General features: G+C 42.1%; 13 protein-coding genes. 2 read left to right on the forward strand and 11 right to left on the reverse strand.

The features are described from left to right. Window positions 1-38 precede the first annotated feature (38 nt). The 8 genes from nth to SC428_RS01460 form a co-directional block, all read right to left on the reverse strand. Window positions 39-680, reverse strand: a complete 642-nt coding sequence (gene nth / locus SC428_RS01425) for an endonuclease III (protein WP_318705659.1) — start codon at window positions 678-680, stop codon at window positions 39-41. A 20-nt stretch (window positions 681-700) separates the two neighbouring features. Then, complete coding sequence (locus SC428_RS01430) at window positions 701-1,417, reverse strand: electron transport complex subunit E (RefSeq protein WP_140179569.1); 717 nt, start codon at window positions 1,415-1,417, stop codon at window positions 701-703. 2 nt (window positions 1,418-1,419) lie between these two features. Then, window positions 1,420-2,046: an electron transport complex subunit RsxG gene (rsxG, locus tag SC428_RS01435; protein ID WP_070928087.1), complete on the reverse strand. Its 627-nt coding sequence runs from the start codon at window positions 2,044-2,046 to the stop codon at window positions 1,420-1,422. A gap of 9 nt (window positions 2,047-2,055) precedes the next feature. Then, on the reverse strand, window positions 2,056-3,141 hold the full coding sequence (gene rsxD / locus SC428_RS01440; protein ID WP_318705663.1) for an electron transport complex subunit RsxD: 1,086 nt from the start codon (window positions 3,139-3,141) through the stop codon (window positions 2,056-2,058). 13 nt (window positions 3,142-3,154) lie between these two features. Continuing rightward, window positions 3,155-5,812, reverse strand: a complete 2,658-nt coding sequence (gene rsxC, locus SC428_RS01445; protein WP_318705665.1) for an electron transport complex subunit RsxC — start codon at window positions 5,810-5,812, stop codon at window positions 3,155-3,157. Beyond that, a complete protein-coding gene (gene rsxB / locus SC428_RS01450) occupies window positions 5,805-6,410 on the reverse strand; it encodes an electron transport complex subunit RsxB (protein WP_140179576.1) in 606 nt (201 codons plus the stop codon). Before rsxB ends, rsxC begins: the two co-directional genes overlap by 8 nt. After that, the gene (gene rsxA / locus SC428_RS01455; protein ID WP_070928081.1) at window positions 6,410-6,991 is read right to left on the reverse strand and encodes an electron transport complex subunit RsxA; all 582 of its coding nucleotides are present in this window, start codon (window positions 6,989-6,991) and stop codon (window positions 6,410-6,412) included. Before rsxA ends, rsxB begins: the two co-directional genes overlap by 1 nt. 88 nt (window positions 6,992-7,079) lie before the next feature. Beyond that, window positions 7,080-7,520, reverse strand: a complete 441-nt coding sequence (locus tag SC428_RS01460) for a DUF2569 domain-containing protein (RefSeq protein WP_070928079.1) — start codon at window positions 7,518-7,520, stop codon at window positions 7,080-7,082. 117 nt (window positions 7,521-7,637) lie between these two features. Here SC428_RS01460 and SC428_RS01465 point away from each other — a divergent pair, with 117 nt between their 5' ends. Beyond that, a complete protein-coding gene (locus tag SC428_RS01465) occupies window positions 7,638-8,681 on the forward strand; it encodes an oxidoreductase (protein ID WP_070928076.1) in 1,044 nt (347 codons plus the stop codon). Between the two features lie 48 nt (window positions 8,682-8,729). Beyond that, window positions 8,730-9,704: a bile acid:sodium symporter family protein gene (locus SC428_RS01470; protein WP_318705670.1), complete on the forward strand. Its 975-nt coding sequence runs from the start codon at window positions 8,730-8,732 to the stop codon at window positions 9,702-9,704. Between the two features lie 156 nt (window positions 9,705-9,860). Here the strand turns inward: SC428_RS01470 and add are convergent, their stop codons facing one another. From add to manA, 3 genes are all read right to left on the reverse strand, one after another. After that, entirely contained in the window at window positions 9,861-10,865 is a 1,005-nt protein-coding gene (add, locus tag SC428_RS01475) for an adenosine deaminase (RefSeq protein ID WP_070928072.1), read from the reverse strand. A gap of 200 nt (window positions 10,866-11,065) precedes the next feature. After that, on the reverse strand, window positions 11,066-12,706 hold the full coding sequence (locus SC428_RS01480) for a YdgA family protein (RefSeq protein WP_081335945.1): 1,641 nt from the start codon (window positions 12,704-12,706) through the stop codon (window positions 11,066-11,068). A gap of 111 nt (window positions 12,707-12,817) precedes the next feature. Continuing rightward, window positions 12,818-13,996, reverse strand: coding sequence for a mannose-6-phosphate isomerase (gene manA / locus SC428_RS01485; protein WP_140179578.1), 1,179 nt, complete (start codon window positions 13,994-13,996; stop codon window positions 12,818-12,820). Between the last annotated feature and the right edge of the window lie 91 nt (window positions 13,997-14,087).

Genomic DNA, 14,087 nt, shown 5'->3' on the forward strand with positions numbered 1-14,087 from the left:
ATTTGCGCAGGCAACAAATAACTGGGAGCTGTGTTAGATTAATTTTCTGGGTAAACCTTATCTTTAAATTCACAGAGGTCTTCGATAATGCACGAGCCACAGCGAGGTTTACGTGCAATGCAAGTATAACGACCATGCAAAATCAGCCAATGATGGCAGTCAACTTTAAATTCTACTGGAACAACTTTTAGAAGCTTTTCTTCAACTTCGACGACATTCTTACCCGGAGCAAAATTAGTTCGATTACAAACGCGGAAAATATGGGTATCAACAGCAATGGTAGGCCAACCAAAAGCCGTATTGAGGACGACATTCGCCGTTTTACGACCTACTCCAGGAAGCGCTTCTAGTGCTTCGCGATCTTCAGGGACTTGGCTGTTATGCTTTTCGATCAGGATTTTGCACGTTTTAATTACGCTTTCGGCTTTAGTATTAAATAGGCCAATAGTCTTGATGTATTCTTTAATACCATCAACACCAAGCGCTAACATGGCTTCAGGGGTGTTAGCGACAGGGTATAATTTTGCAGTCGCTTTATTGACACTGACATCGGTCGCTTGCGCTGATAGCAATACGGCTATCAGCAATTCAAAAGGGGAGCTGAATTGCAGCTCCGTGGTAGGATTTGGATTGTTATCGCGCAGGCGAGTTAATATTTCAATGCGTTTCGATTTATTCATACTCACATTCAATGTTATTTTTATCTAGAAATATGGCTGCCGCACCCTTGTTCTTTTTGATATTCGCGTTCAGGTTGTTCACCTGACTTGAGTACGGCACGTTTTTTCATTTTTTCATCAATCAAATATTTGCCCGCAAGCATCAAGGCTAGGCCAATAAAAGCGCCCGGTGGCAGCATAGCGAGTAAAAACGGTGAGTCAAGGTGTAATACCTCAACGCGTAATGATTTAGCCCACGAACCTAAGAGTAAATCAGCACCATCAAACAAAGTACCGTTACCCAGTATTTCACGCATAGCACCAAGCACAAATAATGCGGCGGTAGCACCTAACCCCATCGCTAGACCATCTATAGCAGAAAGTGATACAGGGTTTCTTGAGGCGTAGGCCTCAGCACGACCGATGACAATACAGTTGGTAACGATAAGAGGGATAAATATTCCCAGAGATTCATATAAACCAAAGGCATATGCATTGATCAGCATCTGTACGGCACTTACGACAGATGCAATAATCATAACATAGATAGGAATACGAATTTCTGTAGGTACCCAGCGACGAAACGCAGAAACGGCGACGTTGGTACAAACTAAAACCAAAGTGGTCGCAAGGCCGAGACCAAGGGCATTAGTTGCCGTTGATGAAACTGCCAGTAATGGACATAGACCTAATAGTTGTACAAGAGCCGAGTTATTTTTCCATAAGCCTTGTGCAAACAGTTCTTTAGATTCACTCATGTTTATTCTGCTCCACAAATAGGATAATTTGATAAGTTTTGTGGTATTTTTTGCATAAATGTGGCCGTACGCTTAGTGGCATTCACTACAGCTCTAGGTGTGATCGTTGCTCCTGTAAATTGGTCAAAATCACCGCCATCTTTTTTTACCGCCCATTTAGGATCATGTTCTGATTCGACTTTACCCGTAAGTAACGTGATCCAGTTTGAAATTCGCGTTTCGATTTTATCGCCAAGACCGGGTGTTTCATGGTGCTCGGTAACTCTAACACCTAATACATTTCCATTGAAATCCGCACCGACCAATAAGTGTATTGCCCCTGAATAGCCATCAGGCGCAGTTGATTCAAGGGCAGCTGCAACAGGCTCACCATTTTTACGCGCAATATACAGTCGATGCGGCTGTTTACTGCCGAGTTCAGCTTCTGCACCTACAAGATAACACTCTTGGCCAAATTCATTATCATATAAATTGGTGGGTACGACTTGGTCGAGCAACTGCTTTTGAACGATCGCAGCTTGTTGAGCAATAGTATCTTTAGTCAAGGTATAGACAGCCGCGCTGAGTGCTGTTGTACCTGCTGCAAAGATAGCCAATATCGTGCCATGACGGCGCATTGTGTTTAGCATAAAGGCTCCTTACTTATGTCCGTGCCCGTATGCGCGAGGTTGCGTATAGTGGTCAATAAGTGGGACTGCGATGTTGGTTAATAACACTGCAAAAGCGATCGCATCTGGATAACCGCCGTATACGCGAATTAACCAAACTAATAAACCAATCATAACACCATAAATAAGGCGACCTTTCGGTGTTGTGGATGCCGTAACAGGATCGGTTGCAATAAAGAAGGCGCCTAACATCGTTGCACCAGATAACAGTTGCAACATCGGTGATGAGTAACGGCTATCATCTAGCAACCAACTGACAGTTGCACAGAAAGCTAATGTAACAAGGAACGACACTGGAATTTGCCAGTTGATAATGCGGCGGTTCAACATGATCAACCCACCTAGCAAATAGCCAAGGTTTACCCACTGCCAGCCAATACCAGCTAATGAGCCTTGCAAAATAGGTTGTTGTAAAACATCAGAAATGGAGTGTGTTAACAGCCCTGTTTTAAAGCTATCTAAAGGTGTTGCTTGGCTCATACCATCAACCCCCATGCGTAGAGCATCAAGGGTCACACCTGTTGGCGTATGTCCAGTAAAGATAATGGCTAAACTTTCTAATGGGTTTATGCTGAGTGATTGTAATTCATGAGGTGGTAACCAGCTGGTCATTTGTACGGGAAATGATATCAATAATACAACATAGCCAACCATTGCTGGGTTAAATGGATTTTGTCCCAATCCACCGTAACATTGTTTGGCAATAATAATGGCAAACGCTGTTCCTAAAACAATCATCCACCATGGCGCTAACGGCGGTAAGCTTACACCTAAGAGCAATGCGGTGACGACCGCGGAGTTATCTTTTAGTACGTTAACAACAGGTTGCTTACGCAAACGTATAGATATACCTTCGGCAATTAACGCAGTCAGCATGGCTAAAATGATCTGATAGAGTGTACCAATACCAAAAAAATAAAGCTGTGCTGCTATACCTGGGATCGCTGCCAGTAAAACCCAAAACATCACCGAGCTGGTACTTTGTTTATCGTGGGTAAATGGCGCGCTAGCAATTTTTAAGCGGCGATTATTTGGGTCAATAGGCCTAAATTTCATGGTGTCTAATCACTTACTCTGTCGTTGTTTGTTCATTTTGCTTTTGAGCTTGTTTAGCTTTTACGCGAGCTATGGCTGCTGCAACGGCAATTTTGCGTGGATCCGTTTCTTCTTCAATAGGTAGCTCCGCGGCTGGAGAAAGCAACTCTTCTTCTCTAATTTGAGCAACCATTTGTGCTTTTTCTTGAGCTAATTTTTTTGCCTTAACTCGCGCAATGGCAGCAGCAACAGCGGCTTTACGTGGATCCACTTCGGTTTCGGCTACTTCAACGGATGCATCAGGCTCAGTCGCGGCAGGGGCTGTTTCAGCTTGCTGCGCCGCTTTTTTGGCCTTGGCTCGGGCAATGGCAGCAGCAACGGCGGCTTTACGTGGATCCACTTCGGCTTCGGCTACTCCAACGGATGCATCAAGCTCAGCAGCAGCAGGGGTTGCCTCAGCTTGCTGCGCCGCTTTTTTGGCCTTGGCTCGGGCAATGGCAGCAGCAACGGCGGCTTTACGTGGATCTACTTCGGCTTCGGCTACTCCAACGGATGCATCAAGCTCAGTAGCAGCAGGGGCTGCCTCAGCTTGCTGCGCCGCTTTTTTGGCCTTGGCTCGGGCAATGGCAGCAGCAACGGCGGCTTTACGTGGATCCACTTCGGCTTCAGCTACTCCAACGGATGCATCAGGCTCAGTCGCGGCAGGGGCTGCCTCAGCTTGTTGCGCCGCTTTTTTGGCCTTAGCACGGGCAATGGCTGCGGCAACGGCGGCTTTACGTGGATCCACTTCGGCTTCGGCTACTCCAACGGATGCATCAAGCTCAGTCGCGGCAGGGGCTGCCTCAGCTTGCTGCGCCGCTTTTTTGGCCTTAGCACGGGCAATGGCAGCGGCAACAGCGGCTTTACGTGGGTCATCCACTTCAGGTGAAGCTGCTCCTTGAGTTACACTGTCACTTTCCGCCGCTTGCTGTGCTTTTTTAGCTTTGGCTCGAGCAAGCGCAGCGGCGACGGCCGCTTTACGTGGGTCATCTGCTACATCATTAGCCGTAGTCGTTGCGGCTTGTTTTTCTGCTTGTTTTGCTCTAGCAAGCTCTTTACGAGCGGCTCTAGCTGCAATGACTGCGCTGTTATCAGGTTCAGCGCCACTGACAATATTGATATCAGCTGTTGCATTAGCTTGTTTAGCTTTTACGCGAGCTAATGCCGCTGCAACTGCATCTTTATCAGATGCCTCGACTTGTACTGCGGCTTTTTTGTGGCGTTCTTCTCGAGCGAGTTTCTCTCGTTCCATTCGCTGTTGTTTTGCTTCAAAACGCAATTTAGCTTCAGCAGCACGGCGTTCTTCTTGATTAATTTCGCGTATTTCAGCTTTTTCTTGTCGATAATATTGTACCAGTGGAATATTACTCGGGCAGACATAAGCACAAGCTCCGCATTCAATACAATCGAACAAGTTATGTTTTTGGGCTTTTTCGTGTTCTTTGCCTTTACTAAACCAATATAATTGCTGAGGTAACAAGGCAGCAGGGCATGCTTCAACACACAGGCCACAACGAATACAAGCTTCTTCTAGTGGTTTCTGACCCACTTCTTCAAGACTAGGAACTAATAAGCAGTTACAGATTTTCACGACAGGAACGTTAAGATCAGGTAAGGTAAAGCCCATCAAAGGCCCTCCCATGATCACCATTTGTTCTGTGGCAGGTGTAAAGCCTGTTTGCTTTAGGAGATGATAAACAGGAGTTCCTAAACGTACCCAAAAGTTACCGGGAGAAGTAATTGACTCGCCAGTCACGGTCACAACACGTTCAATTAATGGTTGTCCATCGATAATTGCTCGTTTAATTGCAACGACAGTTCCCACGTTTTGCATCAGTACGCCAATTTGTGACGAACGGGCACCAGACGGCACTTCTTTACCAGTTAAGATTTTAGTGAGCTGTTTAGCACCGCCAGAAGGGTATTTAGTGGGCACGACACGAACAATGATCTGTCTGTCATGGTCAGTAATCGCATTTTTTAACGCTGCGATTGCTTCAGGTTTATTATCTTCAATACCAATTAATATTTGGTCTGGGTTTAACAAATGCTGTAATACTCGGCAGCCTTCAATCACTTCATCAGCATGCTCTTGCATTAATCGATCATCAGCGGTGATATAAGGCTCACACTCTGCTGCATTAACAATTAATGTTTTGATGGCATCTTTACCACCGGCAAGTTTTGAAGCGGTAGGGAATCCTGCTCCACCTAAACCCGCAATGCCTGCTTGTTCGATTTTTTGCAGTAGCTGTTGAGGCGTTAAACGTGAATAATCCGCCTCTGGATACAATTCACACCAAGTGTCAAGGCCATCAGATTTGAGACAGACGGATAATTCACTCAAGCCAGAAGGGTGAGCAGTGACCATCGGTTTGATGGCGGTGATCGTGCCTGATGTTGAAGCATGTACAGGAACAGTCCGCCCAACACCTCGCGTTAATGGTTGGCCTTTTAATACATGATCGCCAACATTAACTATTAGTTCACCTTCTGGGCCCAAATGTTGTTGTAATGGAATGACTAACTCATCAGGGATCGTGGCAATGCGCATGGGTGTTTGGCTAGACTGTAGCTTCATTTCAGGTGGATGTATGCCACCTGCAAAGTCCCAAATATTATCTTTTTTCAACCAGTTAAATAAATTAAACATGTGTTTCACCTTTTACTGCTGTTTGATTCGGTGATACAGGTATATTTTTAACTGGGATACTGTTTAAATCCCATTTCCAATTTGCTGTGGTGGTTTTCACGGGGACAAGTTCAATACAGTCTGTTGGGCAGGGGGCTACACATAAATCACACCCTGTACATAAATCTTCGATAACGGTATGCATTGCACGAGTTGCACCTACAATGGCGTCTACAGGGCAAGCTTGGATACATTTAGTACAACCGATGCAATTGTCTTCATCAATAATCGCGACTTTACGCACAGGGTTTTGTGCGCTTTCATCACCATCAATAGGTTGAGGGTCGACGTTAAGAAGTTCTGCTAGTTTAAGCATCACTTGTTCACCACCGGGGGCACATTTGTTGATCATTTCACCATTATTGGCAACAGCCTCTGCATACGGACGACAGCCAGGGTAACTACATTGACCACATTGGCTCTGAGGTAAAATAGCATCAATTTTTTCAACAATCGGATCCTCTTCAACCTTAAAACGTAAAGAGGCATAGCCAAGGATCAGACCAAAAATCAGCCCTAATACAGCTAAAATAGCGATAGCAATCCATAATGACATCATTAGAATTTCACCAAACCACTAAAGCCCATAAATGCTAAAGACATCAATCCAGCTGTAATTAAGCCGATAGATGAGCCTCGAAAAGGTGCGGGTACATCTGCAACTGCAAGGCGTTCACGAATGGCTGCAAATAACACCATAACTAATGAAAAACCAACGGCCGCACCAAAGCCATAGACGGCAGACTGTAAAAAGCCATGCGACTGGTTAATGTTGAGTAGTGCGACACCCAGTACTGCGCAGTTAGTGGTGATCAATGGTAGGAAAATACCTAGTAGGCGATACAGGGTTGGGCTGGTTTTTCTCACCACCATTTCAGTGAATTGCACAACCACTGCAATGACTAAGATAAAGCTTAATGTGCGTAAGTAAAGGAGGTCAAGGGGAACCAATATTAAGGTGTCCATTAACCAAGAAGAGATCGCGGCGAGCGTCATTACGAAGGTCGTGGCAAATCCCATTCCAATGGCTGTTTCGAGTTTTTTTGATACGCCCATAAAAGGACACAGACCAAGGAATTTTACCAGTACGAAGTTATTAACCAGTACTGTTCCAATAAATAGCAAAAGATAATCAGTCATTTCATAGCCTGAAAACAAAATTAAAAGTACAAAAAACGACGAATGTCAGTTAAACAGGCCGTATCATAACAAGCTATTTTTGTGATGCTTATCGATCTTGTGTGAAAGTCATTTTTACACGTGCAGAATTCTTGATATAGGGGACAAAGAAACCAGCACCGATAAGAGGCCAAGCCAATGCTTTAAGGGCTGTTGCATCATCGACAGCGGCAAATGCAAATGTTTTTAGCCCGAGTAGTAATAAGATCAGCAGCCAAATAATAAAGCGGCGTGGGAAGAAGCGGGAACGGTTAAACATGAGTTTAATGATATGAGCAGTAAATAATGCCATTACGATGGTAATCAAAAAAGATAAGCACCAATCAAGTGGAATATAACTAGTCCAATTATCGATGGTGGTGATTATTTGATAAAGCTTAATGGAATACATAACAACCATCGCACAAACGGCAAAGAAAGTGAGTAAAATAAAAGCAGCTGGAGCGAGTAGCCAACCAGTGATACGGTGATGGTCATAAACAGGAGTCATATCATCTATTCCATAAAATCAATTAATGAGTATCCTACCATAGTTTAATTTGCTAATTAATTGGTTATGGTGATACTTTTTGTGGTTACGAATAAAAAATAATTAATGAGGTTACTTATGTCTACACCGATAAAAGTAGGTATTGTGGGTTATGGCTATGCCAGTAAAACATTTCATGCGCCGTTTATTGCCACGTTACCCGGATATGAATTGACCGCCATCTCTAGTAGCGATCCTAATAAAGTCACCCTCGATTGGCCGAATGTAGCTGTTGCCTCTTCCCCTGAAAAATTGTTTGCTAATCCAGAAATAGAACTAGTCATAATTCCCACACCTAATGACACACATTATGCATTAGCGAGCCAAGCATTGGCTGCAGGTAAGCACGTCGTTGTTGATAAGCCATTCACAGTGACAGTCGAAGAAGCTGAAAAGTTACAACAACAGGCGCTTAAAGAGGGTAAGTTACTCTCTGTTTACCATAACCGCCGTTGGGATGCAGGTTTTTTAACCCTTAAAAAACTGTTTGCTGATGGTTGCTTAGGTGATATCAAATATTATGAGTCACACTTTGATCGCTATCGTCCCGAAACGCGTCAAAGATGGCGTGAATCAGCCGTTGCAGGTGGCGGTATTTGGTATGATTTAGGCCCTCATTTATTAGATCAAGCATTGCAGTTTTTTGGTAAACCGCTCGGTATTACGGCTGATTTAGGCATTATTCGCCCTAATGCCGAAGCAACTGATTATTTTCATGTTTTACTTAACTATTCAGATAAAAAAGTGGTTTTACATGCGACGACAGTCGCAGCAGCAGAATCACCGTTGTATGTTATTCACGGCATGAAAGGTAGCTATGTTAAATATGGCCTTGATTCACAAGAAGATGAATTGAAAAAAGGGCGATTACCCACTGATGATAATTGGGGAATAGATAAACGCAACGGTTACGTGACGTTGTCACAAAATGATGAACTCGTTACCCAAGAATGGATCAATGAGAAAGGTAACTATGGTGGATATTACCTTGCGATTTATGAGGCGATACGCAATGGCGCAGCCACGCCTGTTCTTCCTCAAGAAGCTATCAATATTATGAAACTTATTGAAGCAGGCATACGTTCTGACAAGGAAAAACGTACTATCAATATTGATTTCTAATATTTATTTGATGCATCAGCATTTGCTGGTTCTTTTTTGGGTAATATGATGAATTTGTTAGCTAAACTAAAAATTGATCCGTTCTTATTGATCATGATTTGTGTTGTCGTGATTGCCAGCCTATTTCCTTGTGAGGGGAATATAAAGGTGGCTTTTCAATATTTAACTACAGCAGCGATTGCATTGCTCTTTTTTATGCATGGCGCAAAACTATCTAGAGAATCAATTGTTGCTGGGATAGGGCATTGGCGACTACATTTAATGGTGTTTTCTAGCACATTTATTTTATTTCCAATTATTGGGCTAGGATTGCACTTTATGGTGCCTTCATGGATGTCTCCAACGGTATATATGGGCTTCCTTTATTTATGTGCATTGCCCGCAACAGTACAATCAGCAATTGCATTTACTTCTGTTGCCGGAGGTAATGTTGCTGCCGCAATCTGTAGTGCATCAGCGTCAAGCATACTTGGGGTCTTTTTATCTCCGATACTTGTTGGTTTTTTAATGGATGAAGATGGCAGTCAAGCGATGGACACGCTCAATGCGATAGGGTCAATCTTACTGCAATTGATGTTACCATTTGTTGTAGGACACTTAGCTCGACCATTACTTGCTAATTGGATGAGTCGCAATCGTAAGCTGATCAATATTACAGATCGTTCATCGATACTACTTGTTGTTTATGTTGCGTTCAGTGAAGCGGTAGTAGAGGGAATTTGGCAACGGATTGATGCTTTCTCATTATTTATGATTGCTGTCGTGAGTTGTATTATTTTATTTATTGTTATGATACTAAACATAATTGCAGCTCGACTATTTAAATTTAACAAAGAAGATGAGATCACCATTGTTTTTTGTGGCTCTAAAAAAAGCCTCGCCAATGGGGTACCTATGGCTAATGTACTATTTCCAGCCTCGGTAGTTGGCGTGATCCTTCTACCACTCATGATATTTCATCAAATTCAGTTAATGGTCAGCGCTGTTCTTGCGCAGCGCTACGCCAATCGTCTAACGAAATAATATTTATCAGCCGAACAATTAAACTTGTTCGGCCTTATAGTTTTTAGTTACAACATACTTGTGGTGTAAAAAATAAAAATCACATAAACAATGGCGCCATTTACAGGTTAAACAGGGCAGAAAGGGACTTTCTACCCATGGTCGTTAGATGGTGACTTATTGGCGTAGGGCAGCTTTTTGCCGTAGTTGCTGTTTTTCATTATCACTGAGGAATGACATGGTTAAACCATTAATTTGAGCTTGTTCAATTTCAGCAGGGGTTAATCCTGCTTTAGGTGCAGCAACTTCATATTCATAAGCTAATTCAATTCCTTCTACCGCAGGGTCATCCGTATTTATTGAGGCAATGATTCCGTGCTGTAAAAACATTTTCAGTGGATGGTTAGCCAAAGAAGCAACGGTACTGGTTTGAATATTAGAGGTTAAACAACTTTCGATACCTATCTTATGTGTTGCTAAATACTCAATAAGTTTCGGATCTTCGCTAGCTTTTACACCGTGGCCGATCCGTTGAGCACCAAGCTCTTTTATTGCATGCCAAATACTTTCAGCACCGGCTGCTTCACCTGCATGTACAGTAATTTGTAAGCCAGCATCTCTCGCTTGTTTAAAATGATTATGAAATAGGGCGCCAGGGAAGCCAAGTTCATCGCCTGCAAGATCAAGAGCACACAGTTTATTACGATGGGCTAATAATCCAGCTAACTCTTTTGCGCAAGCCTCTTGGCCAAAAGTACGGCTTAGAATACCAATTAGATTTACTTTTATATCGTATTCTAGACAACCAGCGGCAATGCCATCGATTACAGCCTCAACGACACCTTCAACAGGAAGCTGATGTTTCATGGCCATATAGTACGGAGAGAAGCGTAATTCAGCATAATCGATGCCAGCATTATAAGCGTCTTCAACGTTTTCTTGAGCGACTCGTTTGCAAGCATCTAAATCAGCTAAAACGGCGACTCCCCAATCTAACTTTTGTAAAAAACCTACTAAATCAGCTTCTTGAGTAATAACCTGCACATGAGGGCGTAGGCTTTCAATTTCATTAGCAGGTAAAATAATATTATGTTGTTGTGCGAGAGAAAGAATTGTTTCAGGGCGGATATTGCCATCGAGATGACGATGAATGTCTGTGAGTGGTAGTTGTTTGTTGATCACTGAATTCCGTTCCTATGTCGTTATATCGTATCTTTAGTATATACCCGTCATCCTTCACGTTGCAGTGCTTTTAGTCAGCGCATTTGGTGACTAATTTCTCTGCTATTGGCTGCACCTCGAATTATTTGGGGTATAAATATAAAACGCCAGCTTAAAAATAAAGCTGGCGTTTGTTTGTGATCCTAACTAATTAATCGTAATTAGTTAGCTGCTGGTACAGCAATATCTGCACCTTCCGCAGGGGCTTCTTCAGTACCCATTTCTGGTTCAGCTAAGTCTTCTTCATAACCCATGTTATCTTCAGGGCTAGACATAACTTTCATTTTAGTTAAGAAATCAGCAAGAGTGTATTTATCAGCATTGAAGGTGATATCGTTACCTGCAAACTTGATAGTCATTGTCAGGTCATTACCTTTTTCAACCATCCAAGGTGATTTTTTCTGTTTTGCTTTTTCTGCACGTTGTTCATCGGTCATGAACATTTCTTCGAATGGTGAAGAGAACATGTCTGAAGTCAGCATAACTTGCGCTTGGTCAAACTCAGCGGTTGCTTGCTCCACAAATTGCTTCTTAGTCGCTGCATCAACAGCTTTACCTTGATCTAAAATTGCGGCTTGAGCTATTAACTCAATCGCCATTGGTTTATTCAACGTAAAGTTAAAATCAAAAGAAGTCAGTAGGCTCTTAACGGCTTCATCCACTTTATTAGCCATAGCCAATGAAGTCAGTTCGTCTTGATCCCATTTGTTGAAGGTCATACTCAAATCGATTGAACTTTGACCTGCATCGTTTTTCCAGTAAGCCGGGCTGATAGAGAAGGTTGGTTTACTTTGCAGTAACTCAGGCAATGTTTTGGTCATCATATCCATTGCAACTTGCTCAGCCGCTGCCGAAGGATCACCTGTAGCCAAACCTTCGGCTAATGCTTTGTTGTACTGCTCAACAAATTTACCCAGCGCTTTCGCATCCAGTTTATCGATTGAAAGTGCAACTTTACCTGAACCTAAGTTTTGCTCTAATGCTTTCAAATCGTCAATGCTATAGGAGATGCTACCTTTAACACTTTCTTTTTCAAGAACAGTATCAGAACCTATAACCAGATTTTTGAAAGAGAACTTCGTTTCTGGGATGTTGAAATCAGTATCAGCAATAACGAGATCTTGTTTACCCGTGTAGAAGCCGTATTGAGATTTGGTTACGTTCGTGGTTATTTTTAACCCTTTTAACGTCATGCTCTCAGATTTGTCAGCTTTTTGAATAACTAAGTTATCAGTGATAATTGAGCCATCAACATCAGCGAAATCAGCAGAGGAATTGAATACCAGTTTTGAACCACTGAAAGAGATACTTGCATCATCTTTAGAATATTCAATTGGAAGCAACTCTAAATTAGAATCAATACTTTTGCTATAACCAACAACAGCAGTACCAGAAATGAAAGGTTTACCTTTAGTGATTTCGAATAACTCTTTAGTCGCAGCATTATTTGCGAGCTCAATATTCGCGGCACCTAGTTTAGGAATTAAATTAAACTTAGCAACTTGAGATAGAGGGAAAGGGCCATGTTCAATATCGGTATTGAAGACTATAGTTTCATCAGCACCGTTAGATTCTGCTGCTGAAATAACGATGTTCGCTTGTGAAGAAAAGACGCCACGTTTAAAGTTTTCAACTTTAAACACAACACCCGCTTCAGGGGCATTTGCAGCAAAGAACTCGTTAGTGTTGCTGATGATTTTATTCAGTTCATTTTCAACTTTAGAGCCTGTATACCAAGATGCACCGGTCCAAGCCGCACCAACAGCAACAATCACACCAACTGCAACTAATGACTTTTTCATTATAAACATCCATCCTTTTAGCACGTTTTATTAACGCACTATAAAAATTTACAAGTTTCATCCAACCGTCTATTGCGTGCAATCAAGACGAATAAAACACAAAAAAACACATTAAAGGTTATACACGCGAGCGAGTTTACCCACACCTGTGACATAAACTTCTTTTTCAAAGGCAGAAAGAAAAATAGATTCTCCTGAACAGATCTTTAATTCATCATCGCCTGATTTCAAAACTAATTCGCCATCTATGCAAAATAGAATAGAAGCGGTTTCATTAGTTATGCCTATTCCCGTGTCGTTAATAGAATATATACTAAATGCAAAATCTTCTACTGGTATATGATATTTACAGATATTTCCTGATTTTTCTGGTTCACTAAGTAAGCTTTCTTTAGTTTTCGAAATAAAATCGACATTAGCAATCAATTCAGGAACATCAATATGCTTATTTGTTAGCCCAGCACGCAATACATTATCTGAGTTAGCCATGATTTCTAAACCAACACCTTCAATATAGGCATGAGGCGTTCTTGCATACAAGAACATAGCTTCGCCCGGCTGCAACTCGATGACATTAAGCAAAAGAGGAACAAATAGCCCTGTATCTTCTGGATACAGGCTGACCATTTGTTTTATCGTATTCCACGGTTCTCCTTGGCGGCTATTTAATGCTGCTTTTAACACCCCTAAAGCGAGTTCTTTTTGCTCTCCAGTCAGGCTGAGAATTTGTGCAAATAATTTAGCGAGTTTCTCATCGTTAGGTGATTGAACAAAAAACTGAATTTCTGGATGTGCGGCAGAGACAAAATCAAGTAATTCAGCAATTTCCTCTAATGGGCGAAATGCATTCATTGCCTTAAACGGAGTTAGTGCATAAATTAACTCGGGCTTATGGTTATCATCTTTATAGTTACGGATGGGGGAGTCTAATGGAATACCCGCCGCATTTTCTTTTGCAAAGCCAACCTCAGCGTATACTTTATTTGGATGAACTTGAACTGACAGTGGTCTTGCAGCGCAAAGCACTTTAAATAAAAAAGGTAAACGAGATTTAAATGTCTCTGCTATTTTATCGCCTAAAATTTGAGATGGGTTTTGTGCGATGTAATCGATTAATGAGAGTTTATGCCCTGTTTTATTGTCAATAACGTAAGAACTCGCTTTGGGATGAGCCCCCATCCATAATTCAGCCATTGGCAAATGTTCTGGATTAGGGACTGAGTACAACTGCGTGAGAGCAGTTTTACTTCCCCAGTCATAATTTTGAACTTTATTAATCATTTTTAGCATGGGCAAACTCTCTTTTTCTAAAAATCAACTTATTTCCTTATACACTACAATACAATAAACACGGTTAAGTCGCATTATTGAAATTAAATAT

The sequence above is a fragment of the Providencia sp. 2023EL-00965 genome (assembly GCF_033550225.1).
GTDB lineage: Bacteria > Pseudomonadota > Gammaproteobacteria > Enterobacterales > Enterobacteriaceae > Providencia > Providencia manganoxydans.

Coding starts and splice junctions, on each gene's coding strand:
- nth (WP_318705659.1), bottom strand. CDS start 680: ATGAATAAATCGAAACGCATTGAAATATTAACTCGCCTGCGCGATAAC.
- SC428_RS01430 (WP_140179569.1), bottom strand. CDS start 1,417: ATGAGTGAATCTAAAGAACTGTTTGCACAAGGCTTATGGAAAAATAAC.
- rsxG (WP_070928087.1), bottom strand. CDS start 2,046: ATGCTAAACACAATGCGCCGTCATGGCACGATATTGGCTATCTTTGCA.
- rsxD (WP_318705663.1), bottom strand. CDS start 3,141: ATGAAATTTAGGCCTATTGACCCAAATAATCGCCGCTTAAAAATTGCT.
- rsxC (WP_318705665.1), bottom strand. CDS start 5,812: ATGTTTAATTTATTTAACTGGTTGAAAAAAGATAATATTTGGGACTTT.
- rsxB (WP_140179576.1), bottom strand. CDS start 6,410: ATGATGTCATTATGGATTGCTATCGCTATTTTAGCTGTATTAGGGCTG.
- rsxA (WP_070928081.1), bottom strand. CDS start 6,991: ATGACTGATTATCTTTTGCTATTTATTGGAACAGTACTGGTTAATAAC.
- SC428_RS01460 (WP_070928079.1), bottom strand. CDS start 7,520: ATGACTCCTGTTTATGACCATCACCGTATCACTGGTTGGCTACTCGCT.
- SC428_RS01465 (WP_070928076.1), top strand. CDS start 7,638: ATGTCTACACCGATAAAAGTAGGTATTGTGGGTTATGGCTATGCCAGT.
- SC428_RS01470 (WP_318705670.1), top strand. CDS start 8,730: ATGAATTTGTTAGCTAAACTAAAAATTGATCCGTTCTTATTGATCATG.
- SC428_RS01480 (WP_081335945.1), bottom strand. CDS start 12,706: ATGAAAAAGTCATTAGTTGCAGTTGGTGTGATTGTTGCTGTTGGTGCG.
- manA (WP_140179578.1), bottom strand. CDS start 13,996: ATGCTAAAAATGATTAATAAAGTTCAAAATTATGACTGGGGAAGTAAA.